The 22,729-nt window shown below is 62.2% G+C and carries 24 protein-coding genes; 13 read left to right on the plus strand and 11 right to left on the minus strand.

Features of this window, described 5'->3' with window-relative positions; all coding sequences use genetic code 11:
* Positions 1 to 91 precede the first annotated feature (91 nt).
* Positions 92 to 724 carry an LON peptidase substrate-binding domain-containing protein gene (locus BMY67_RS08460; protein WP_092770435.1) on the plus strand — a complete coding sequence of 211 codons (633 nt, stop codon included), beginning with the start codon at positions 92 to 94 and terminating at the stop codon, positions 722 to 724.
* Between the two features lie 102 nt (positions 725 to 826).
* Positions 827 to 2,062, plus strand: a complete 1,236-nt coding sequence (locus tag BMY67_RS08465) for a metallophosphoesterase (protein WP_245744958.1) — start codon at positions 827 to 829, stop codon at positions 2,060 to 2,062.
* On the opposite strand, the gene BMY67_RS08470 is transcribed toward BMY67_RS08465, so the two are convergent.
* On the minus strand, positions 2,034 to 2,969 hold the full coding sequence (locus BMY67_RS08470) for a diacylglycerol/lipid kinase family protein (protein ID WP_092770437.1): 936 nt from the start codon (positions 2,967 to 2,969) through the stop codon (positions 2,034 to 2,036). The two genes, BMY67_RS08465 and BMY67_RS08470, sit on opposite strands and share 29 nt — an antisense overlap.
* A gap of 113 nt (positions 2,970 to 3,082) precedes the next feature.
* Complete coding sequence (locus BMY67_RS08475) at positions 3,083 to 3,892, minus strand: M48 family metallopeptidase (protein ID WP_092770439.1); 810 nt, start codon at positions 3,890 to 3,892, stop codon at positions 3,083 to 3,085.
* A gap of 176 nt (positions 3,893 to 4,068) precedes the next feature.
* Between BMY67_RS08475 and BMY67_RS08480 the strand changes: the two genes are divergently transcribed.
* Positions 4,069 to 4,263 carry a hypothetical protein gene (locus BMY67_RS08480; RefSeq protein ID WP_092770441.1) on the plus strand — a complete coding sequence of 65 codons (195 nt, stop codon included), beginning with the start codon at positions 4,069 to 4,071 and terminating at the stop codon, positions 4,261 to 4,263.
* A 103-nt stretch (positions 4,264 to 4,366) separates the two neighbouring features.
* Here BMY67_RS08480 and BMY67_RS08485 read toward each other — a convergent pair whose 3' ends face one another.
* Positions 4,367 to 5,215 carry a murein L,D-transpeptidase catalytic domain family protein gene (locus BMY67_RS08485; protein ID WP_092770443.1) on the minus strand — a complete coding sequence of 283 codons (849 nt, stop codon included), beginning with the start codon at positions 5,213 to 5,215 and terminating at the stop codon, positions 4,367 to 4,369.
* A gap of 129 nt (positions 5,216 to 5,344) precedes the next feature.
* Here BMY67_RS08485 and BMY67_RS08490 point away from each other — a divergent pair, with 129 nt between their 5' ends.
* Complete coding sequence (locus BMY67_RS08490) at positions 5,345 to 5,746, plus strand: hypothetical protein (RefSeq protein WP_143069749.1); 402 nt, start codon at positions 5,345 to 5,347, stop codon at positions 5,744 to 5,746.
* A 180-nt stretch (positions 5,747 to 5,926) separates the two neighbouring features.
* Here the strand turns inward: BMY67_RS08490 and BMY67_RS08495 are convergent, their stop codons facing one another.
* The gene (locus tag BMY67_RS08495; protein WP_143069750.1) at positions 5,927 to 6,325 is read right to left on the minus strand and encodes a hypothetical protein; all 399 of its coding nucleotides are present in this window, start codon (positions 6,323 to 6,325) and stop codon (positions 5,927 to 5,929) included.
* Between the two features lie 361 nt (positions 6,326 to 6,686).
* Positions 6,687 to 7,160 carry a DUF4199 domain-containing protein gene (locus tag BMY67_RS08500; protein WP_092770450.1) on the minus strand — a complete coding sequence of 158 codons (474 nt, stop codon included), beginning with the start codon at positions 7,158 to 7,160 and terminating at the stop codon, positions 6,687 to 6,689.
* Between the two features lie 287 nt (positions 7,161 to 7,447).
* Between BMY67_RS08500 and BMY67_RS08505 the strand changes: the two genes are divergently transcribed.
* Positions 7,448 to 9,070: an ABC-F family ATP-binding cassette domain-containing protein gene (locus tag BMY67_RS08505; protein ID WP_092770452.1), complete on the plus strand. Its 1,623-nt coding sequence runs from the start codon at positions 7,448 to 7,450 to the stop codon at positions 9,068 to 9,070.
* 122 nt (positions 9,071 to 9,192) lie between these two features.
* Entirely contained in the window at positions 9,193 to 10,026 is an 834-nt protein-coding gene (locus tag BMY67_RS08510) for a hypothetical protein (protein ID WP_092770454.1), read from the plus strand.
* Between the two features lie 115 nt (positions 10,027 to 10,141).
* Here BMY67_RS08510 and BMY67_RS18905 read toward each other — a convergent pair whose 3' ends face one another.
* Positions 10,142 to 10,300: a lmo0937 family membrane protein gene (locus BMY67_RS18905; protein ID WP_019946626.1), complete on the minus strand. Its 159-nt coding sequence runs from the start codon at positions 10,298 to 10,300 to the stop codon at positions 10,142 to 10,144.
* Positions 10,301 to 10,641: 341 nt separating this feature from the next.
* Here BMY67_RS18905 and BMY67_RS08515 point away from each other — a divergent pair, with 341 nt between their 5' ends.
* Together BMY67_RS08515 and msrA are read left to right on the plus strand one after the other, a co-directional pair.
* Complete coding sequence (locus BMY67_RS08515) at positions 10,642 to 11,529, plus strand: 3-hydroxyacyl-CoA dehydrogenase family protein (RefSeq protein ID WP_092770456.1); 888 nt, start codon at positions 10,642 to 10,644, stop codon at positions 11,527 to 11,529.
* Between the two features lie 175 nt (positions 11,530 to 11,704).
* Complete coding sequence (gene msrA / locus BMY67_RS08520) at positions 11,705 to 12,244, plus strand: peptide-methionine (S)-S-oxide reductase MsrA (protein ID WP_092770458.1); 540 nt, start codon at positions 11,705 to 11,707, stop codon at positions 12,242 to 12,244.
* Positions 12,245 to 12,353: 109 nt separating this feature from the next.
* Here msrA and BMY67_RS08525 read toward each other — a convergent pair whose 3' ends face one another.
* Both BMY67_RS08525 and BMY67_RS08530 read right to left on the minus strand, forming a co-directional pair.
* Positions 12,354 to 13,151: a hypothetical protein gene (locus tag BMY67_RS08525; RefSeq protein ID WP_092770460.1), complete on the minus strand. Its 798-nt coding sequence runs from the start codon at positions 13,149 to 13,151 to the stop codon at positions 12,354 to 12,356.
* 275 nt (positions 13,152 to 13,426) lie between these two features.
* Positions 13,427 to 14,251, minus strand: a complete 825-nt coding sequence (locus BMY67_RS08530) for a 2,3,4,5-tetrahydropyridine-2,6-dicarboxylate N-succinyltransferase (protein WP_092770462.1) — start codon at positions 14,249 to 14,251, stop codon at positions 13,427 to 13,429.
* 183 nt (positions 14,252 to 14,434) lie between these two features.
* On the opposite strand from BMY67_RS08530, the gene BMY67_RS08535 reads away from it, so the two are divergent.
* The 4 genes from BMY67_RS08535 to mnmE all read left to right on the plus strand — a co-directional run bounded on the left by BMY67_RS08535 (position 14,435) and on the right by mnmE (position 19,110).
* Complete coding sequence (locus BMY67_RS08535; RefSeq protein WP_092770464.1) at positions 14,435 to 15,685, plus strand: glycosyltransferase family protein; 1,251 nt, start codon at positions 14,435 to 14,437, stop codon at positions 15,683 to 15,685.
* A gap of 96 nt (positions 15,686 to 15,781) precedes the next feature.
* On the plus strand, positions 15,782 to 16,801 hold the full coding sequence (locus BMY67_RS08540; RefSeq protein WP_092770466.1) for a 3-oxoacyl-ACP synthase III family protein: 1,020 nt from the start codon (positions 15,782 to 15,784) through the stop codon (positions 16,799 to 16,801).
* Positions 16,802 to 16,917: 116 nt separating this feature from the next.
* A complete protein-coding gene (locus BMY67_RS08545; protein ID WP_092770468.1) occupies positions 16,918 to 17,577 on the plus strand; it encodes a metal-dependent transcriptional regulator in 660 nt (219 codons plus the stop codon).
* 141 nt (positions 17,578 to 17,718) lie between these two features.
* Positions 17,719 to 19,110 carry a tRNA uridine-5-carboxymethylaminomethyl(34) synthesis GTPase MnmE gene (gene mnmE, locus BMY67_RS08550; protein WP_092770470.1) on the plus strand — a complete coding sequence of 464 codons (1,392 nt, stop codon included), beginning with the start codon at positions 17,719 to 17,721 and terminating at the stop codon, positions 19,108 to 19,110.
* 11 nt (positions 19,111 to 19,121) lie between these two features.
* On the opposite strand, the gene BMY67_RS08555 is transcribed toward mnmE, so the two are convergent.
* Complete coding sequence (locus tag BMY67_RS08555) at positions 19,122 to 20,021, minus strand: aldo/keto reductase (RefSeq protein ID WP_092770472.1); 900 nt, start codon at positions 20,019 to 20,021, stop codon at positions 19,122 to 19,124.
* 245 nt (positions 20,022 to 20,266) lie between these two features.
* On the opposite strand from BMY67_RS08555, the gene BMY67_RS08560 reads away from it, so the two are divergent.
* Complete coding sequence (locus BMY67_RS08560; RefSeq protein WP_092770474.1) at positions 20,267 to 21,562, plus strand: citrate synthase; 1,296 nt, start codon at positions 20,267 to 20,269, stop codon at positions 21,560 to 21,562.
* Between the two features lie 137 nt (positions 21,563 to 21,699).
* Here BMY67_RS08560 and BMY67_RS08565 read toward each other — a convergent pair whose 3' ends face one another.
* A complete protein-coding gene (locus tag BMY67_RS08565; protein ID WP_092770476.1) occupies positions 21,700 to 22,065 on the minus strand; it encodes a hypothetical protein in 366 nt (121 codons plus the stop codon).
* Between the two features lie 186 nt (positions 22,066 to 22,251).
* Complete coding sequence (locus tag BMY67_RS08570; protein WP_092770478.1) at positions 22,252 to 22,620, minus strand: hypothetical protein; 369 nt, start codon at positions 22,618 to 22,620, stop codon at positions 22,252 to 22,254.
* Positions 22,621 to 22,729: the final 109 nt, after the last annotated feature.

Below are 22,729 nucleotides of genomic sequence, written 5' to 3' on the forward strand. Positions count from 1 at the left end.
GGGCCGGGAAGATTTGGGGCCCGGCGTTGTTATTACGCCCGGGGGCCCGTAGCTTCCTGCTCCTGCACTGCCCCTGCTTCCCGTTTGCCTTATGCGCCAACTCGCTCTGTTTCCGCTTAATCTGGTCGTCTTTCCCGGCGAAAAGCTCAACCTGCACATTTTCGAGCCCCGCTACCGCCAGCTGGTGCGCGACTGTTTGCAGGACGGCATCACGTTTGGCATTACGCCCTACCTGAACGGCGGCGTGAGCCGGCGCGGCACCGAGGTTCGCCTGCTCGATGTGGAGAAAAACTACCCCTCGGGTGAGCTTGATATCCGTACCAAAGCCATTGGCGTGTTCGAGCTGGAGGACTTTCAGCGCGAGCTGCCCGGCAAGCTCTACGCCGGCGCTACCGTGCGCGACCTGCCCGACGATGCGGCCGCCGACCCGGCCCTGCACGAGCGCGCCCGCGAGTTGATTGAGCAGCTCTACGGCATTCTGGGCCTGCGCCGCCTGTTTCTCGACCTGCCAACCAACTTCCGCATCTACGACGTGGCCCATCAGCTGGGCATGAGCAGCGAGCAGGAGTACGCCCTGCTGGAAGCCGATACCGAGGCCGAGCGCCAGCTGCTGGCCCTTAGCCACCTCGAACGCATCCTGCCGGTGCTCCAGGAAACCGAGCGCCTCAAGGAGCGGGTTCGCCTCAACGGCCACTTCAAAAACCTCACCCCACCGACTTTTTAATGCCCCGTGCGTAGTTGATAGGGCACTGCGAAAGAATGTTTTGCTTCGATATCCGCTTCACTTAGCACAACTCTTTCTCATCCGTGCGTTCAGCACTCCCTGATGCCCCTCAACAACTACCTCCTATACGCCCTGGTATTGCTGGCCGGGCTGCTGGCCCTGTGGCTGGTGCGGCGCTACGTGCGGGAGCGGACCTACCGCCGCCACCCCTATGTGGCCCCGGCCGCGGCCGGCTGGGCCACGCAGCCCCTGCCCCGCCACCCGCCCCGCCACCGCGTGGCCCTGCTCGGCGACCCCGGCGCCGTAGCCACCGACGGCTCCGACCCCGTGCTCCAGCTGCTGGAGCACTGGCAGCAGGAAACCGGCCCTGCCGGCACCATCATCCTGCTCGGCGACAACATTTACCCGGTAGGCCTGCCGGCGCCCGACCACCCCGGCCGGGCCGCCGCCGAGGCCCGCTTCAACGCGCTGCTGGCGGCGCTGGGCCGCTTCGAGGGCCGCGTGGTGCTGCTCAGCGGCAACCACGACTGGAACAAGGGCCGCCCCGACGGCTGGGAGTACCTGCGCCGCCAGGAGGCCTACGCGCACGAGCACCTGCCCACGGCCCATTACCTGCCCCCCGATGGTGCCCCCGGCCCGGTAAGCGTGCAGCTCGCCGAAGGCCTGCTGCTGCTGATCATCAACACCCAATGGTGGGTGCAGCAGGGCGCCCGGCCGGTTGCCGACTCGCGCCAGCCCTTCCGCGAGTTGCGGGCGTTGCTGGAGGCCAACCGCCATCAGCAGGTGCTGGTGGCGGGCCACCACCCGCTGTACTCCAATGCCCTGCACGGGGGCAAGTTCACGGCCAAGCAGCACGTTTTTCCGCTGACGACGGTGAACAAGCGAGCCTACCTGCCGCTGCCGTTTATTGGCTCGCTGCTGCCGCTGTACCGCAAAACCGTGGGCGCGGCCGAAGACATGGCCCACCCCCGCTACCGCAAAATGCGCCGCCGCCTGCTACGGGTGCTGCGCGACTTTCCCGGCGTCATCTACGCCGCCGGCCACGACCATAACCTCCAGTACTTCGAGCGCGACGGGGGCCACTACCTCGTGAGCGGGGCGGGCAGCAAAACGGCCTTCGTGCAGGCCGGCGGCCGGGCCACCTTCGTGCACGAGCACCAGGGTTTTTTCGGGCTCGATTTCTATGGCCCCCGCGAAACCTGGCTTCGGACCTACGAGCCGCCCACCGGCAAACCCGAAGTGTTCCGCCTTCAACTCAGCCCCGCCCCTGCCACCGCCCAGCCCACTACCGGCCAGCCGGCCAGCGGTGCTACTGGCGCGACGGTGCCACGGCCGTAGCGGGCGGCACCAGCACCCGCAGGTTGCGCGGTTGCAGGCTGATTTCAACCGGACAGGGCATGGTATACGGCTCGCCGTCAAGCTGCACCAGTACGTCATCGGCGCCGGCCACCGCAATGCGGGCGCGACGGCAGCTTAGGCGGCGGGTGTAGTCCGAATCATCGAAATTGCTGGTGTAGAGGCGGTAGAGCAGGCCCGGCGCGGCCAGACCCGGAAAAGGCGCAATCAGGCAGATTTCAAACTGGCCGTCGTCCAGTTCGCGGTCGGGGTTGATGACCACATTGCTGCCGAAAGTGTTGGCGTTGGCAATCGTAAGCATAAAGGCCTCGCCCTCCCAGGTTCCCTCGTCGGTTTCGATGCAGTAAGCGGCGGGTTTGTAGCTGGGGTATTCCTGGGTGGCAATGCGCACGTAGGCTCCCGGCCCCCGCACGTCGCCCTCGTTGAACCGCTGCACTACCCGGGCATTAAACCCCATATCGGCCAGGTGCACCGCAAACTGGCCACCCACCCGCAGCGTGTCCAGCTGCCGCTGCTCGTGCTGCCAGGTAAGGGCCAGGGCCTCATTCAGAACCAACGGAATAGCCAGGTCTTTAGCCAAACCGTTGCCCGAACCCAGGGGCAGAATGCCCAGGGGAACCGGGCTGCCGGCCAGCGCCTCGGCAACCATGCTTACGGTGCCGTCGCCGCCGGCCGCAAACACGGCATCGGGCGGCGGGGCAGTGGCCAGCAGGGTTTGCAGGCGGGCCAGGTCCTGCCCGCCGGTAGTTTCGAAGAACTCGGCCTGACGCCCCCGCTCGGCGCAGTACGCGGCAACGGTGGCCCGCAGCTGGCTTTTATCGATGTCGCCCGAGATGGGGTTGAGCACAAATAACAGCCGCCTTAGCGAGCCGGGAGAAGCATTTTGCATAAGCAGCAGTGGCAGCGGAGGGCGGCTTACGGGTATCGGGCCGGCTCAGCCTTAAACGAGTATAGCCGACCAATGGCCGGCTATACTACTAAAACCACACTGACGGGGGTGAGTCAGGGCTTGAGGCCGGCCGGCAGCCCCTGCGGGAAGTCGGCGGCAATATCGCGCTGGATTTCCTGGATGCGGTTGCCGGGGTTGGGGTGAGTGCTCAGGAATTCGGGCGGGTTGGAGCCTTTGTTTTCGCGGTCCAGGATTTCCATTACCTGCAGCATGGCGCGCGGGTCGTAGCCGGCAGAGGGGGTAAAGTCCACGGCCAGGCGGTCGGCTTCCAGCTCATCCTCGCGGCCGTAGCGCATGGTCAGCAGCTTGCCCACCATGGCGGCCCCGGCGGCGGCGGCGGCAGTGCCGGGCCGCTCGGGGTCGTAGAGGCCGATGGCGGCGGCGCCGGTCAGGCCGTTGGTCAGGTTCGATTTAGCTACCTGCTCGGCCGAGTGCCGGGCCACTACGTGCCCGATTTCGTGGGCCAGCACGCCGGCCACCTGGCCTTCGGTGGTCAGGTTTTTCAGCAGGCCGGCCGTAATGAAAATCTGGCCGCCGGGCAGGGCAAAGGCGTTAATCGTGTTTTCATCGGCCAGCAAATGAAACTGGAACTGGTAGGGCGTCTCGCGGGCCTTGGTGCTTTGCACAATCTGCTGGCCGATGCGCTGCACTGCTGCCTGCGCCTGCTGATCGGGGTGCAGGCCCCCGTACTGGGCCGCCATTTCGGGGGCCGCCTGCAGGCCCAGCGCAATTTCCTGCTCGGCCGACATATTAACGTGCTGTACCTCACCGGTCACCTCGTTTTTCTGGGTGTTGCAGTAGTAGGGTATGAAAGCAAAGGCGGCCATCAGCAGGGCCAGCAGGTATCGAAAATTACCACGCATAGCGAAGAGAAAAAGGGAGTGGAAGAAAGGGAGGGTATTGGCGTTTCGTAACGCGACCGGCAGGCTAGGGTTGCACGGGTGGCCGAAACCCAACAATCCGTACTCCACGTATCAGGCTCCATACCGGCCTCTTTCCCTGATTGGTCTTTCTTCTCTCACCACTCTTCCCCTTGATTATGAATCAGAAACGCACTTTCGGCAGCATCCTCACCATTCTGGGCATCATTGGCATTATATGGGCAGCGCTGGCCTTCCTGCAGATTGGCGGGTTGGGCCTGAGCAAGATGAACTCGCTCGTCCCATTTGTTGTGGGCCTGATTTTCTTCTTCGCCGGCATCAACCTGGTGCGCACTACCAGCGACCGGGCCTGAGCACCAGCCCGGTTTAGCTACCAATCACAAGGCCGCGGCCGGTACATACCGGCCGCGGCCTTGTGGGTTTACGAGAGAAGACTTTCTCGCCTGCAGGCCACCGCTAGCCCGCCCGCGAAGGCAGCCCCTGCTGCTCGCGGGCGAAGGCCAGCAGGGCGGCATCCAGCTCCAGCAGCGAAGAACGGTAGCTGACCTCGGACGGGCCATGAATATAGAGCACCGAACCACCCTTAATGGTGCGGATGATGGCGGCCGATTCGGCTGCCGGCAGGGCCGGGCAGCCCTGGCTCCGGCCCAGCCGCCCGTGCCGGCTCACGAAGTCCTGGCTTACGTAATCGGCGCCGTGCACCACTATAGACCGGCTCTGGGCATTGGTATTGTAGCCCGCATCAACGCCGCGCAGCCGCAACGACAGGCCGTGCTTGCCCTGGTAAGTGGGACCGGTAACGTAGAAGCCGAGGCTGCTTTTCTCGGACCCCTCGACGTTGGAAAAGCTGCGGGCGTACTCCTCGCCCGTGTTTTTGCCGTGCGCCACCAGCGTGTGGTGCAGCAGCCGGCCCGCGGCCACATCCACTACCCAGAGCCGCTCGCGGTTGCTCGACTGGCTGAAATCGGCAATGCTGAGCGTGTGGCAGCCGGCCCCAATGCGGCCCTGCTGTTGCAGGTTGTAAAAGCCCAGCAGCGCCTGCCGGTACACGGGCAGCGGCAGCGCGGCGGCCGTCAGGCCCGCCCGGATGTAGGTGCGGGCCACGTGCTGCTCGAAGGCGGCCAGGTAGCTGGTGCGCTCGGCCGGGTTCAGCAGCGGAGGCGCAGAGGCCAGCCGGGCCACATCCGGCTTGGTGGTGGCCGTAGCAGGCGCGGCCTTGGGCCCGGTGGCCACCCGCGTGGCGGGCGTGAAGCCGCTAAAAAGGGTCAGGAGAAATCCGGCAGTCAGTGTCGGGAACTTCAGCATGGGCCTGGGATGAGCGCTGCGGGAAGCAGATGATTTGGGGGTAACTTGCAACGGCCCCTAGTCGGGGCCAGACCAAATCTAGCATTTTCTCCGCAAAGCTCCCGCCGGCTGCCTGGCTTTTTTCTGCTTATGAAACTTCCTGCCCTACCCCTTTTCCGGCTGATGCTGCCCGCGGCCATGCTCGCTTTCACCAGTTGCGGCCACGCGCTGCCAGGCCTGCCCGGCTTCGATGCAGCTGCCTGGAAAGCCGACCTCTACGGCTGCAGCGGCCAGCGCGCCAAACTCATTCCGGTGCTCGAAAAGAACCGTGCCGACCTGTTTGAGGCCCGCATCAACGACGTGACCAAGCTCCTGGGCCACCCCGATGAGGAAGAGCTGGGCGAGCAGAGCGACAAGGTATACATCTACTATGTGGCCCCCGGTACGCAGTGCGCCCCCGGCCATCCGCGCGCTACGCCCAACCGCGTGATGCTGCGCAGCGGCGCAACCGGAACCGTTACGGAAGTTATTCTGCCCGTGCTGCCCAAATAAGCCAGTAGCACTATTCATCTATATAGCTGTGCTGGTTACCGCCGGTTACCCAACAAATCCGCTGTGCTGGCACCACCGGCGGCAGCACCAATAGCCCCTAAAAAGCCCCGGCCGCTCCCAAACTGAATCGGGAGCGGCCGGGCTTTTTGTGGTTTTGGGTGTGGCAGGCAACGGGCGGGTTTAACCTAAGCCACCTTCTGTATCTGATACCGGTGCCGGTTCGGTGGGCTGCGGGCCGCGCATCAGGCTTAGCTGCGAGGGCGTGAGGATACGGCTGCACTCAGAATCGTAGTACGACTGCAGCTCGGAAAGGGCCTGCCGCATCTGGGCCGGGTTCTCGTGGTACTGCCACTGAATGTCGTCGGTTTGGGCAAGCTTGATGGCGTTAACCCGGTGCAGACGCGCAACCTGCCCTTCGTTGAGCTTGAGCTGGGCGGTCATCAGCCTGGTTAAAGCTTCGGCCTGGGCAATGGTTGGGTTGCCTCCTTCGGGCCGCTCGGCGTGGTATTCCTTCATCTGGGCCTGAGCCATCGAGCCCAAACCACCAAGGAGAATAAGAGTCAGGAGAAGCGCTTTCATGGTACTAGGTGCTAGGCTGCAGGAAGACAAAACGGAGGGGTTGGCGCCAGAACCAACAAATTCACTGAAAAATTCCAACCGCCTCACTTCTATGATGCAATATTATACATAAAAAGCCATATTGTAAAATATTTACATCAATTTAAACTAATTATATATTGAAATAATATAGTTATTATATACTTACCGAAGCCATTCCACCAAGCCTGACAATGGTGGTTACCGGGTCGGTTATGGCAGATAACCATTTATAAACAAGCCTTTTACAATCATCGAAGCCAAAGACAAACCAGAACCCAGGACAAGAAAGAGCCCTGCTAAGTCATGCCTAGCAGGGCTCTTTCTTAAATCCGGGCGGTTTTTACTCGATGCCCGTGATGGGTTTGTGGTCGGGACTCTTATAGTACTGCATGGCAATGAGCGAGATAATCATGCCCCACATGGCTCCCTGCAGGATGATGGCCAGGAAGGCAATGGTTACTGACAGGTCGTAGCCAAACAGGTCCTGGGCCTGCAGGCCATCCATGATGCTGCGGTTGATAACGCCCGCGTAGAGGATGAAGAACAGGCCGAACGCAATGGAGGCCACAAGCGCCGTAATAATACCCGTGCCAAATCCCGCCAGATAAGGCATCCGGCCGTTGCAGATGCGCTTGTAGCGTACAATGGCAAAGCAGACCCCGACGGCCAGGATTATCCCGTTCAGAAAGCTGAATTCTATCCGTTCGGCTAAGTTGATGAACGAGGCCGCTACGAAGTAGACCATCATTCCTATCGACGTGTAAAGGCCGTAGCGGACACCGTTGGTTTCGGGGGTAATCTTAGAGTCAGCCATAAAAGGAGCGTGAAGAGTACGATGGAAACAACAGAAACGGGCGGCACGGCGCCGGAACCAGCAGGGCCGGGTAGGGTGTTGGCTTACTGCGCCTTGGCAGGAGCCGCTTCACTTTATACAATCCAGGTGGGCGGGGGGTTGTCATTTGCCGCCATTTTTTACCTGCTCCGCTCGTCGTAACTTCTGATAGTTCAACGGCGAGGGCAATTTCCGTACTTTTGCGGCTGGCCAAGCGGTGCCTGGCACTGCGGGCCGCCTGTTGCTTTCTTTTTTGCCTACTCCTTTCTATGATTAGCACCTCCAACGTAAGCCTGCGCTACGGCAAGCGCGTTTTGTTTGAAGACGTTACCATCAAGTTCATGCCCGGCAACGTGTACGGCCTCATTGGGGCCAACGGCGCCGGTAAGTCCACGTTCCTGAAAATCCTGTCGGGCGAAATCGAAGCCAACACCGGCTCGGTGGATATGCCCAAGGGCTCGCGCCTGTCGGTGCTCAAGCAGGACCAGTTCGCGGCCGACGCCTTCCCGGTGCTCCAGACCGTGATTATGGGCCACACCCGCCTCTGGAAGGTGATGGAGGAAAAGGACGCCCTGTACGCCAAGCCCGACTTCTCGGACGCCGACGGCGAGCGGGCGGCCGAGCTGGAGGGCGAGTTTGCCGACCTGGAGGGCTGGAACGCCGAGTACGAGGCCGCCGAGCTGCTTTCGGGCCTCGGCATCTCGGAAGACAAGCACCAGACCCTAATGGGCGACCTGGGCACTTCCGATAAAGTGCGGGTGCTGCTGGCGCAGGCCCTGTTCGGCAACCCCGACGTGCTGCTGCTCGACGAACCCACCAACGGCCTCGACGCCGAAACCGTCCTGTGGCTCGAAAACTTCCTCGACTCGTTCCAGAACACGGTAATTGTGGTGAGCCACGACCGCCACTTCCTCGACGCGGTGTGTAACTACATGGCCGACCTCGACTTCTCGAAGATTACCATGTACCCCGGCAACTACTCGTTCTGGTACGAGAGCAGCCAGCTGGCGTTGCGCCAGCGCCAGGATGTGAACAAGAAAACCGAGGACAAGCGCAAGGAGCTAGAGGAGTTCGTGCGGCGCTTCTCGGCCAACGCCTCGAAGAGCAAGCAGGCCACCTCGCGCCAGAAACTGCTCCAGAAGCTCACGCTCGAAGAAATCAAGCCCAGCTCGCGCAAGTACCCCTACATTGCCTTCAAGCCCGAGCGCGAGGCCGGCAACCAGCTGCTGACGGTGGAAAACCTGAGCGCCAAGGTCGACGGCCAGACCGTGTTCCGCAACGTGTCGTTTATGCTCGACAAGGGCGACAAGGTGGCCCTGGTGAGCCGCGACGACCGGGCCCCTTCCCTGCTGTTCGATATTTTGTTCGAGCAGGTGAAGCCCGCCACCGGCACCTTTAAGTGGGGCACCACCATCACGCCCAGCTACTTCCCCAAGGAAAACACCGAGTTCTTCGACACCGACCTGAACCTGGTAGACTGGCTGCGCCAGTACAGCACCGAGAAGGACGAGTCGTTCATTCGCGGCTTTCTGGGCCGGATGCTGTTTTCGGGCGAGGAGTCGCTCAAGAAGAGCAACGTGCTGAGTGGCGGCGAGAAGGTGCGCTGCATGCTGAGCAAGATGATGATGGAAGGCGGCAACGTGCTCACGCTCGACGACCCCACCAACCACCTCGACTTGGAGAGCATCACGGCCCTTAACAACTCGCTGCAGGAGTTCAACGGCACGCTGCTGTTTGCCTCGCACGACCTGCAGGTAATTGAAACGGTGGCTAACCGCATTATCGAGCTGACGCCCGACGGCATTATCGACCGCCGTATGACGTACGAGGAGTACCTGGCCGACGAGAATATCCGCGAGCAGCGCCGCCGCATGTACCAGCTGGTTTCGTAGTTTTAGCGGTAGTACTCAGCCGGAATACGGGATAGGTGAAATGGTGCGTTATTGCAAAGCAGTGACGCACCATTTCACCTTTTTGTCCGTTTCAACTTACTCCATTCCAATCTTCGCAATCCATGAAACAACTCCTGTTTTTGCTGCTGCTGGGTGGGGCCGGCGCCACACTGGCTCCGGTTGCCGCCCTTGCCCAGACGACGCCGGCCGATACCACCCGCACTACCGTGAAGCCGCAGCTAAACACGGCCCCGCCCGGCTCGGCCCCGGCCCGCCGGGCGCCGGCCAAGGCCCCCACCGAGCCGCAGCCCGCCCCTACCGCGCCGCCCGTGTACCAGCCCGACCCCAACGTGCCGGCCTCGCGCGCCCCGACCTACGACCCCAACCGGCCCTCGGGCATGGATTTGCCCCAGCGCCCGGGCGTGGCCCCGCCCCCACCGCCGCTGCGCAAGTACTTTCTGTACACCAACTTCGGGCTGGGCTACAGCAGCTACGCCGGCGACGGGCAGTTCAACGTGAGTGTGGCCCCGGCCATTGGCTACCGGGTGTCGGAGAAGTTTGCCATCGGGCCGGGCATCAGCTACTCGTACATCAACGTCAGCTACTCGCCCTACAACCAGCAATTCGGCTACCCCGAGAAAATCCAGTACAACAACCTCGGCTTTAAGGGCTTTGCCCAGTACATCGTGTACAAGCAGTTTTTTCTGCACGCCGAATACGAGGTAACCCGCCTACGCGGCAAGGCCACCGACTCGTTTGGCAATGTGTACACCAGTAACACCACGGCCACCACGCCGCTGGGTGGCGCCGGCTACCGCAGCCAGTTTGGCGAGCGGTTCGCGGCCGATATCGTGGTGCTTTACAACTTCAACGACGGCATCGACAGGCAGGGCAACCGCAACTCGCCCTACGGGCAGCCGGAAATCCGCTTCAACTTCCTCTACGACCTGAAATAGAGAGTAGCCTCAACTGATATACTACGCACAAAAAATCCCCGTCCGGTTTGCCGGACGGGGATTTTAAGGTTTTTCGGATGCCGGTATTTCCAGCCGGCTGGCACGTAGGCGGTGGTTATACCGCGCTACCGCCCCTGATGACGCGCAGCAGAATAACGATGATGGCAATTACGAGCAGAACGTGAATGATGCTGCCGGTGAAGAAGCCACCGAAGAAGCTGATAGCCCAGATGATGACCAGAATGACGGCGATGATGTACAACAGATTACCCATGGTTGAAAAGGAAGAGAGTGGGAAAAAAGGGGAGAGAGAAAAAGAGTGTTTCCGGTTCGCTGCGGATGATTTGCGGGTCCGGAAGCCATTCTGCGGGTTTGTACGCGCACCTTTGCCTAAAAGGTTTTATTAGGCTTCACCTATTTTTCACTTTCCGCAGCTAAAGCCCTGTTATACGACTGCCAGGGCCGCTTTTTAGATTGCAAAAAAACAACGCCGCCGGCCTCAGCCCGGGCCGCTCAATTGGGCGGGGCCGGGTTTCGATGTAGCTTTGCAAAGGCTCGTTTACCCCCGGTTGGGGCGCGGCGCCGTTTCTTCCCACCCACTTTTTACCCACCTCTATGAACGTTGCCGTTATTGGCTCGGGCACGATGGGCAATGGCATTGCCCACGTATTTGCCCAGCACGGATTCGCCGTTTCGCTTATCGACATCAACCAGCCGGCCCTCGACAAGGGCCTGGCCACCATTGGCAAAAACCTCGACCGCCAGGTAAGCAAAGGCAGCCTGGCCGAAGCCGACAAAACGGCCACCCTGGGCCGCATCACAACCTACACCAGCCTCTCCGAAGGCGTGCTCCAGGCCGATCTGGTAGTGGAAGCCGCCACCGAGAACGTGGAGCTCAAGCTCAACATCTTCCGCGAAATCGACCAGTATGCGCCCGAGCAGGCCATTCTGGCGTCCAACACCTCCTCTATTTCCATCACCCGCATTGCGGCCGCTACCAAGCGGCCGGCGCAGGTTATCGGCATGCACTTTATGAACCCGGTGCCGGTGATGAAGCTGGTGGAAGTCATCCGGGGCTACGCCACGTCCGACGAGGTGACGGCTAAGGTGATGGACCTGTCGCGGCAGCTGGGCAAAACTCCCACCGAGGTCAACGACTACCCCGGCTTCGTGGCCAACCGCATTCTGATGCCCATGATCAATGAGGCCATCATTACGCTCTATGAGGGCGTGGCCGGCGTGGAGGAAATTGACACGGTGATGAAGTTGGGCATGGCTCACCCCATGGGCCCGCTGCAACTGGCCGACTTTATCGGCCTCGATGTGTGCCTGGCCATTATGCGGGTGCTACACGACGGCCTGGGCAACCCCAAGTACGCCCCCTGCCCGCTGCTGGTGAACATGGTAATGGCCGGCCGCCTGGGCGTAAAGTCGGGCGAAGGCTTTTACTCCTGGACCCACGGCACCAAGGACCTGGTGCTGGCCGACCGGTTCAAGCGCTGATTTCCGCTGCTTGGTCGTGATTACGCTGAGGTAGGTAGCGGGCAGCGGATGCGGGCCAAACTGTTCATCATGCAGTTAACCGGATTTGTGAACAGCCGCGGGTGCTTGTGCGTTATAGGAGCGGCGCTGAACAAAATCAGCGTAATCACGACTAATCAGCGAAAATCAACGATTTATGGAACAAGCTACATTTGGCGGCGGCTGCTTCTGGTGCACCGAGGCCGTATTTCAGAACCTGAAGGGTGTGGAGAAAGTCGTGTCGGGCTATACCGGCGGGCGCATCGCCAACCCTACCTACAAGGAAGTATGCAGCGGCCTGACGGGCCATAACGAGGTCATTCAGGTCACCTACGACCCGGCCGTTATCGGCTACGAGGAGTTGCTGGAAATCTTCTGGAAAACCCACGACCCCACCACCCTAAACCGCCAGGGCAACGATGCGGGCACCCAGTACCGCTCGGGCATCTACACCCACTCCGACGAGCAGCAGCGCCTGGCCGAAGCCTACAAGCAGAAGCTCACCGAGGCCAACGCCTTCGACGGCCCCATCACCACCGAAATCCTGCCGCTGCCGGAGTTTTACCCCGCCGAGGCCTACCACCAGAACTACTACAACCAGAATAGCACCCAACCCTACTGCCAGTTCGTGGTGAAGAGCAAGGTGGACAAGGTGAAATCGGTGTTCGGTGATAAGCTGAAAAGCGAGGCGGCGTAAATTTAGAAGTGAGGTATAAGAAGTGAGAGGTGAGACTTTCGTGCTGACGACCCTAATTGATTGGGCTGTCAGCACGAAAGTCTCACCTCTCACTTCTTATACCTCACTTCTAAGCTCCCGCCATTTCAATCTGGAAGGGGCCCTGGTCGCGGCCGAGGGCGTAGAACGTGGCCACCTGGTTCATCAAGGTGCGGGTGTAGAGGTCAAGGTCGCGGGTTTCTACAATCTGGTCGTTGCGCACGATGATGAAGCTCACCAGCTCGCCGGGATAGGCGCCGTCTTCGCCTACTTCGGGCAGAGCCTCGAAGGGCGAGTGCGAGCGAACCGGAATGAATTCCTGCTTGGGCAGGCTCATCAGGGTTTTATCGCCGTAGGGCACGAAGCCCTTGATGGGCGAGTAGTGGTAATGCGGGTTCCAGACCCAGCTGCCATTGAAGATGTAATACTCGTCGGTGCCCAGGCGCAGAAACTCGCGCAACGACACGTTCACGGCTACGCGCCAGTTGCTTCGCTCCTGCAGGCTCTGCTTGATTACGGCCAGCCGCGTGGGGTCGGGCACGTCGGTAAGTGTTTGGGTGAGGCGGGCGTGCACTACCAGCTCGCAGCCGGCATACAGGTTGAGCAGCTGCTGGCGCCAGGCATTCTGAGCACCCAGCTGATACGCATCGGCGCGGCTGAACTCGAAGAAATTGTGAGTATAAGGCCCAGCCAGCGCCACGCCATCACGGCCGTTGGGCTCGGCCCACTCCACCAGGAAGCAAGGCCGGGTGCGGCCATCCACCCAGGGCAGCTCGCGGTTGAAAACCACGCGGGTCTGGACTGTTTCAGGGTCGAGGCTCAGTTCCTGAGCCACGTAGTCGCGCACTTCCTCGCGGGCCTGGGCGGCCGATACAACATTCTTGATCACGGATTAGCGCGGATTTAAACGGATTTCACGGATTTTGTAGACGGGCCCTAAACCAGCACCTAACAGTGCCGGACACACCGAGACGGTGGCCCATCAACTGCGAATATACTATTCCTATGCCGTCCGGCGGTTATTTCGACTCGTTGCAGACTCCTACCGAACAGGAACAGATGTTGCCAGGCGACATCGGGCCTAAATAAGCGCAGAGACTGACCTGGCCATGAGTTGTCTACAAAATCCGTGAAATCCGTTTAAATCCGTGCTAATCCGTGATCCTAGATGGCCACGTTGTGCTCGCGCAGGGCGTCGTTGAGGCTGGTTTTGAGGTCGGTGCTGGGCTTGCGCTGGCCGATGATGAGGGCGCAGGGCACCTGGTACTCGCCGGCCGCGAACTGCTTGGCCACCGTGCCCGGAATCACCACCGAGCGGGCCGGCACGTGGCCGCGGTACTCCTTGGGTTCGGCACCCGTCACGTCGATGATTCGGGTGCTGCCGGTGATGGTCACGCCGGCCCCGATAACAGCTTCTTTGCCCACAAAACAGCCTTCCACCAGAATGCTGCGCGAGCCCACGAAGGCGCCGTCCTCGATGATAACCGGGGCAGCCTGCACGGGTTCCAGCACGCCGCCGATGCCCACGCCGCCGCTCAGGTGCACGCCGGCCCCAATCTGGGCGCACGAGCCCACGGTGGCCCAGGTGTCGACCATCGTGCCCTCGCCCACCCAGGCACCAATGTTCACGTAGCTGGGCATCATAATCACGCCCGGGGCCAGGTAGGCGCCGTAGCGGGCCACGGCCGGCGGCACCACGCGCACGCCCTGGCCCTGGTAGTCGGTTTTAAGGAGCATTTTGTCGCGGAACTCGAAGGGGCCGACTTCGATGGTTTCCATCTGGCGAATGGGGAAGTAGAGGATGACGGCTTTTTTCACCCAGTCGTTTACCAGCCAGCCGCCCTCCTGGTCGGGGGCGGGCTGGGCCACGCGCAGGCGGCCTTTGTCGAGCTCTTCGATAACGTGCTCGATGGCTTGCAGGGTGGCGGGCTGCTGGAGCAGGTTGCGGTCGTTCCAGGCAGCTTCAATCAGGGGTTGCAGGTCGGTCATTTTCGGTTTTCGTTGGGCGTTGTTCGTTATTCGTGATTTGGTTGCCGGATTTGCAGCCGGCCCAAAGGTAGCAGACGAGGCGCGCCGGGCACAACGCCGGGCGCAGACAGCCCCGCGCCCTTCGCCACCACCCCGAACAACGAACAACGAGCATCGAACAACGAAACACGAGCATCGAACCCAATGCCCGACCTCACGATTCTTCTGGCCTCCGTGCTCAAGCCCCTCGATGATACGCGGATGCTGGGCAAGTTCGGGCGCACGCTGGCCGGGCGGCCCGGAACCGAGGTGCACGTGGCCGGCCGCGCCGCCCCGCTCCCCCCCAACCTGCCGGCCAACCTGCACGGGCACGAGCTGCTGCGCGGTGGGCGCCTGAGCCTGGCGCGGCTGCGGGCGCAGGGGCGCTACTGGCGGCTGCTGCGGCAGCTGCGGCCGGCCGTGGTGTTTGTGCACGCCCCCGAGCTGCTGCCGGCCACCGTACTCTGGCAGTGGCTGGGCCGGGGCCAGCGGCGCTTCGTGTACGATGTGCGCGAGAACTACGCCCTCAACATCCAGACCCAGGCCGTGTACCCGCCCTGGGCCCGCTACCTGCTGGCCGCGCTGGTGCGCCGCCTCGAAACGCTGGCCGCCGCCCGCGCCGCCGCCGTGCTGCTGGCCGAGCGCAGCTACGCCGCCGAGCTGCCCTTCGCCACCGGGGCACTGCCAGCCGAATCTGCAACGGCGGCCGAAGCAGCCGCGCCGCTGCTTCCGGGGCTACCCCGAACAACGAAAAACGAGCAACGAAAAACGAAAGACGCCGCTCCGGTGCTTATTATCGAAAACAAGTACCAGCCTTATGATGCGCAGCCGGCCGTCTGGCCGCGCCGGTTGCCGGACTTTTCGGAGCCGCTGCGGCTGGTGTACTCGGGCACTATATCGGAGCTGAACGGGGTGTGGGAGGCGCTGCGGTTCGCGGCTTACCTGCGCACGGTCTGGCCCCTGGCTCACCTCACCATCATCGGGGCCTGCCAGCAGCCGGCGCTGCTGGCGCGGCTGCAAGCAGCGGTGGAAGCAGCCAACGGGGCTGTAACCCTGCTGGGCGGCGCGGCGCTGGTGCCCCACGCGGCCGTGCTGGCCGAACTGCGCCGTAGCCATCTGGGGCTGCTGCCCTACCGGCCTCACCCCAGCACGGCCCGCTGCGTGCCCACCAAGCTGTTTGAGTACCTGGGCCTGGGCCTGCCGCTGGTGCTGCCGCCCAACCCGCTCTGGCAGCCGCTGACCGACGCTGCCGGCGCGGGCCTGGTCTTCGATTTTCAGCAGGTCAGCTACCCGCCGGCCGCTGAGTTGGCGGCGGTATTGCGGGCGCGCACCTACTACCCGCAGGGGCCACCGGCGGCGGCTTTTTGGGCATCGGAAGCTGAAAAGTTAACGGCCCTGCTGGATTCTTTCCGGTAACTGTCCCCCTTGATACCCCGTTTACAAAACCAGAACCGATTTTCTTTACCTTCGGGCCTTGTTTTCTCCCGTACTGCTCCGCAAATCCCTCCCCTGATGATCAACTCTCTCCGCAACTCCGAAATTGCCGGCGTCGGCCACTATGTGCCCGAGCGCGTGGTTACCAATGCCGACCTCATCACCCTGATGGATACCACCGACGAGTGGATTCAGGAGCGCACCGGCATCAAGGAGCGGCGCTGGTTTACGGAAGGCACCGATACCACCGCCAACATGGCCGCCAAGGCATCCCGCCGGGCCCTGGAAATGGCCGGCCTCGAACCCGACGACGTGCAGATGATTGTGTTTGCCACGCTCTCGCCCGACTACTTCTTCCCCGGCTCGGGCGTACTGTTGCAGCGCGAGCTGGGCATCAAGGCTCCCGTACCGGCCTTCGACGTGCGCAACCAGTGCTCGGGCTTCGTGTACGCGCTGAGCATGGCCGACCAGTTCATCAAGACCGGCATGTACGACAACGTGCTGGTAGTGGGCTCCGAAATCCATTCCTCGGGCCTCGATATCAGCACCCGCGGCCGGGCCGTCTCGGTTATTTTTGGTGATGGCGCCGGCGCCGTGGTGCTGCGCCCCAGCACCCTCGAAGGCCACGGCGTCCTCAGCACCCACCTGCACTCGCAGGGCGAGCACGCCGAGGAGCTGATTGTGAAGGAGCCCAGCTCCAACCGCCAGAACCGGACTGCGTTTATCCAGAACCTGGAAAACGAGGTCGACCTCTACCCCATCATGAACGGCCAGAACGTGTTCAAGCACGCCGTGGTGCGTTTCCCGCAGGTTATCAAGGAGGCGCTCGACGCCAACGGCTACCAGCCCCAGGACCTCGATATGCTTATTCCGCACCAGGCCAACCTGCGCATCACGCAGTATGTGCAGCAGAAAATGGGCCTCTCCGACGACAAGGTATTCAGCAACATCCAGCGCTACGGCAACACCACCGCCGCCTCGGTGCCCATCGCCCTGAGCGAGGCCGTGCAGGAAGGCCGCATCAAGCGCGGCGACCTGGTGTGCCTGGCCGCCTTCGGCTCGGGCTTCACCTGGGCCTCGGCCCTGATTAAATGGTAGATTATTAATTCTGAATTATGAATTATGAATTATGAATTGGCCGTTCAACTGCCACTTGGCGAGCTGTTGAACGGCCAATTCATAATTCATAATTCATAATTTATAATTCCAAATGAATGCCCAGCTTCACCGAGGAAAACTACCTGAAAGCCGTTTACAAACTCTCGGAGTTTCAGCCCGGCGCGGAGGTGAGTACCAACAGCGTGGCCGAGGAGTTGCAGACCCGGCCGGCATCGGTAACCGATATGCTGCGCCGGCTGGGCGAGAAGGGGCTCGTCAACTACACCCGCTACCGGGGCGTCACGCTCAGCGAGGCCGGGCGGCGGGTGGCCCTTACCACTATCCGCAAGCACCGGCTCTGGGAGGTATTCCTGGTGGAGCACTTCGGGTTTCACTGGGATGAGGTGCACGACGTGGCCGAGCAGATGGAGCACATCGACTCGGAGCTGCTGGTGCGCCGCCTCGACGAGTTCCTCGGCTTCCCGCAGCTCGACCCCCACGGCGACCCGATTCCGACGGCCGAGGGCGTGCTGCACCGCCCCGAACACCGCCTGCTGGCCGACCTGCGCCCCGGCGACCAGGGCCGCGTGGTGGCCGTTCGCAACACCTCCGCGCCCTTCCTGCAATACCTCGACAAAGTGGGCGTCGGCCTCGGCACGCACATTGAAGTACTGGATAAGATTTTGTTCGATAGCTCGCTGGAAATCAATATAAACAAAGCGAACCGGCAACTCATTTCCGCCGAAGTAAGCCGCAACCTGCTGCTGACGGATTGAGCCTTGAGGGCCAGGAGGGAAAGCAAAAAGCCAAAGCCGTTGAATGAATCCTAAGGGCTCATTCAACGGCTTTGGCTTTTTGCTTTCCCTCCTGGCCTTCCAACCTGCCGTACCTTTGCGGCCCTACTTACACCAACCGCCGTGGCCGCCGACCTGCCTCTCTCCCTTTCTGATACCATTGTTGCCCTCTCGACCCCGCCCGGGGCCGGGGCTATTGCCCTAGTGCGCCTCTCAGGCCCCCGGGCCATTGCCATCACCGACGAAGTGTTTCATGGCAAGCGCCTGGCCGAGCAGCCCGGCCATACGCTGCACTACGGCACCCTGCGCGACGGCGCCCAGGTGCTGGATGAGGTTGTCGTATCGCTCTACCGCGGCCCCAACTCCTACACCCGCGAAGACGTGGTGGAAATCAGCACCCACGGCTCCGACTACATCGTGCGGCAGGTGCTGGCGCTGCTGCTGCGCCACGGCGCCCGCCTGGCCGAAGCGGGCGAGTTCACCAAGCGCGCCTTCCTGCACGGCGCCCTCGACCTGGCCCAGGCCGAAGCCGTAGCCGACCTGATTGCCGCCGACTCGGCCCTGAGCCACCAGGTGGCCCTGCGCCAGATGCGGGGCGGCTTCTCGCGCGAGCTACGGGAGTTGCGCGGCCAGCTGGTGCACTTCGCGGCGCTGCTGGAACTGGAGCTGGACTTTGGCGAGGAGGACGTGGAGTTTGCCGACCGCACCGGGCTGGTGGTGCTGCTCCAGCAGGTGCAGGCGCTGGTGCGCCGGCTGCTGCGCTCCTTCGAGCTGGGCAACGTCATCAAAAACGGCGTGACCACCGTTATTGCCGGCCGGCCCAACGCCGGCAAGAGCACCCTGCTCAATGCCCTGCTCAACGAAGACCGCGCCATCGTGTCGGAGGTGGCCGGCACCACCCGCGACCTGATTGAAGACGAGGTGAGCATCGAAGGCATCCGCTTCCGGTTCGTGGATACGGCCGGCCTGCGCGACACCACCGACGTAGTAGAAGCTATGGGCGTAGAGCGTACCCGCCAGCGGGTGCAGCAGGCCGCACTGGTTTTGTATCTGTTTGATCTTACGACAACTTTACCAGCTGAGCTTCAAGCAGAGGTTGAGGCTCTGAACCTGCCCGCCGGCGTGGGCGTGCTGGCCGTGGGCAACAAGCTCGACCTGGCCTCCGAAGCCCAGGCCGCCCCCTTCCGGCCCCGGCCCGACACGCTGCTGCTGGCCGCCGGCCCGGGCATCGGCATCGAGGAGCTGCGGGCGGCCCTGCTGGCCCGCGTGCGCCTAGCCGGCCTCGACCAGACCGGGGCGAGCACCATCGTCACCAACCTGCGCCACGCCCGCAGCCTAGAGCAGGCTGACCGCCACCTCGACGCCGTGCTGGTGGGCCTGAGCACCAACGGCGGCACCGAGCTGCTGGCCGCCGACCTGCGCCACGCCCTGAACGCGCTGGGCCAGATAACCGGTGAAATCAGCTCCGACGACCTGCTCACCAGCATCTTCACCCAGTTCTGCATCGGCAAGTAAGTGCCCCGGGCTTAGCGGTGCGCCTCGTAAGTGTTGGCTGGCGCCGCCCGCAACAGCTCCTGGCGGGCTTCGGGCGGCAGCGGTGCACTCCGGGCCAGTTGCAAGGCCTCTGCCAGCTGCGCCGGAGTCCGGATGCCGAGTACGGCGGCCGTTACGCCCGGCGTATCGAGCACGAAGCGGCCGGCCACCTCGGCGGGCGGGCGTTGCAGGCGCGCGGCCACCGCGGCCACTGCCGTGGCGGCGGCCTGCACAGCTGCGGCCGGGTGGCCCAGGTATTCCCGGTTGGGCTTGCCAGCCAGCAGGCCCTGGGCCAGTGCCCCGCGGGCCAGCACACCTACGCCGTGGGTGGCCAGGCGGGGCAGAACGGTTTCCAGCGGGCGTTGGTCGAGCAAACTCAGCTGTAGCATAACGCTGCTGAGCCCGGTGCCGGGCACGTAGCGCCGGATGACGTTGGGACGGATGGAGGAAATGCCGTAGTGCCGGATTTTACCCTGCTCCCGCAGCCGCTCGAAGGCTTCTATCACCTCCTCATGCGGGTCGGCGAGCGTGCCGCCGTGCAGCTGGTAAAGGTCGATGTAGTCGGTGCGGAGGCGGCGCAGGCTGGCCTCGGCGGCCTGCCGGATGTAGGCGGCCGAGGGGTTCCAGTCCCAGCCCTGGCCATCGGGGCGCCACTGGTTGCCCACCTTGGTGGCCAGCACCACCTGGGCGCGGCAATGGCCGAAAGCGGCCCCGAAAAGCTCCTCGTTGCGCCCGTGCTCGTACAGGTCGGCCGTATCGAAAAGCGTGATGCCCCCGGCCTGGGCCTGCGCGAGCAGACGGCGGTCGGCGGCCGCATCGGCCCCCAGCGACATGCCGCCGAAACCCACGCGGCTCACCCGCAAATCAGTGGTACCCAACGTGGCGTAGTGCATGGCTTCAAGCAGAGAAAAGGATACGGGACGTGATTGGCAGGAAGCAAAAAATGCCGGTGCGGGCTGTAAAAAAACCGGATTTATGCCGCACTTGTCGGCCTGGTGGCGTTTCTTTGCGCCGGGCGGATTGGCAAACAACCACCCCACCCGGTTTGTACTATAGTCAGTAACCGCCGGCCGGGTTGTCGGCTTGCCGGTTAATTCTTTAATTTCGCCCTGTACCCCCACTTTTCAACCTACGCTTTATGGCAGAATCTGCTGAACTGACGCTCAACGGGCAGTCGTATACGCTCCCCGTTATTGAAGGCACTGAGCACGAGAAGGCTTTCGACATCAGCAAGCTCCGCGACCAGACGGGCTACATCACCCTCGACCCCGGCTACAAGAACACCGGAGCCTGCAAAAGCGCCATCACCTTCCTTAACGGCGAGGAAGGCATCCTGCGCTACCGCGGCTATCCTATCGAGCAGCTGGCCGAAAAGTCGAGCTTCATTGAGGTAGCCTACCTGCTGATTTATGGCAAGCTGCCTACCCAGGACGAGCTCAAGAACTTCAGCAGCCAGATCACCCAGCACACGCTGGTGCACGAAGACGTGCGCAAGATTTTCGACGGTTTCCCGACGGCGGCCCACCCCATGGCCATCCTGAGTTCCCTCATCTGCTCGCTGACCGCCTTCTACCCCGAAAGCGTGTCGCCCGACCTGAGCAAGGAGGAAATCGACCTGAACGTGATTCGGTTGATGGCCAAGATTTCGACCATCGCGGCCTGGACCTACAAGAACAACATGGGTCACCCGCTCAACTACCCGCGCAACGACCTCGACTACTGCTCCAACTTCCTGTACATGATGTTCAGCTTCCCTACGGAGAAGTATGAAATCAACCCCGTGGTAGTACAGGCGCTCAACAAGCTGCTCATTCTGCACGCCGACCACGAGCAGAACTGCTCAACCTCGACGGTGCGCCTCGTGGGCTCGGCCAACGCCTCGCTCTACGGCTCGGTTTCGGCCGGCATCAACGCCCTGTGGGGCCCGCTGCACGGCGGTGCCAACCAGGAGGTGGTGGAGATGCTCGAATCCATCCAGCGCGACGGCGGCGACACCCAGAAGTGGATTGATAAGGCCAAGGACAAGGATGATTCGTTCCGCCTCATGGGCTTCGGCCACCGGGTGTACAAGAACTTTGACCCTCGCGCCACCATCATCAAAAAGGCGGCCGACGACGTGCTCAAGGCCCTGGGCCTCGAAGACAGCCCCCTGCTCAAGATTGCCAAGGAGCTGGAGCAGGCTGCCCTCACCGACGAGTACTTCGTGCAGCGCAAGCTCTACCCGAACGTCGACTTTTACTCGGGCATCATCTACAAAGCCATCGGCATTCCGACGGAGATGTTCACGGTGATGTTTGCCCTGGGCCGTCTGCCCGGCTGGATTGCCCAGTGGAAAGAGATGCGCACCAATAAGGAGCCCATCGGCCGTCCCCGCCAGATTTACGTGGGCGAAACCGAGCGCGACTACGTGGCCATCGACCAGCGCACGGCCTAAGCAACGAGCCGGCCGGCTGGCCCGGCCGGCTTGTCGCCTACCCGCTGCCTCATAAAAAAAGCCCGCTTATGCGGGCTTTTTTTATGGGCAATTTATTCGAGTGCTGCCTTAGGCGGCGCCCGGTAAGCTGCTGCCAGTCAGCGAATATTGGCAGCCGTGAATTCAGATTTAAGACCGTCGTAGACGGCGAGTTGCTTGGGTTGTAGCAGGGCGGCTACATCCCAGTCGTAGCGCTGTTGCAAATCGGCCAGGGCCTTGTCGAGGTTGGCAGGCTCGGTTTTGAGCGTATTGCGCAACGAGGCCATTTCGGCAAGCAGGCTCAGGTTGAGGCGGCGCAGTTTGATGTACTGGCCTTCGCTGAGCTGGGTACGCTCGGCAATCCGCCAGGTCATGGCCGTGGCCCGCTCACCTAATGTAATACCCCCGCCATCGGCCTGGGCTACGGTAGGGGTGCCAGAGGCCATCAGCGTTGCGAGGGCCAGTAAAGTAAGTACGTTCTTCATAGTTGTAGGAGGTTTGGTGGAAAAATCAGGACCGGTCCAACTTCACTATCTCTGCACTATCCAAAACTGTCTTGTCAAGATACTACAGAAATATGATATAAGCAATATAAAATTTACCAGAGGCGCAACTTTCAGCCATAGCCCACGGCCCAACCCCGGCGGGGCCGGGCCGTGGCAGCTTAGCCCCTACTTCGACAGCGTACCGAGGGCCGTCATGCTGGCGCGGTGCTGGTCGAACAAGGAGCGCTGCGCCGGGCGCAGCATGTCGAGCAGGGCCATTTCGTAGTACAGCTGGGCATCGGCCAGGCGCTGGTCGAGAATGGGCTGCTCGGCGGCGAAACGGGACTTGAGGTCTTCCTGCTCGCTCAGCATACGAATGTTGAGTTGCTTGAGGCGCAGGTACTGGCCTTCATCAAGCCGGATGCGGTCGGCAATGGAACGGGTAAGGGCCGTAGCGCGGGCCGTGATGCTGGTAGGGTTATCGGCCCGCGAGGCGGCGTAGATTACCCCTGGGGCAGCAATCAGCAGGCAAACGAAAAGTGCAACTTTCTTCATGGTGAAAAGGGAGAAAGGGTTGAAAAGAGAAATGCTTAGGGCTTTTGGCAGCGAAGCGCCTCCTAAAAAGGACTGCTGCCGCTACTCCCACAAGCGCCGGCTGCTTTGT

The sequence above is a fragment of the Hymenobacter actinosclerus genome, from assembly GCF_900111515.1.
GTDB classification, from domain to species: Bacteria; Bacteroidota; Bacteroidia; order Cytophagales; family Hymenobacteraceae; genus Hymenobacter; species Hymenobacter actinosclerus.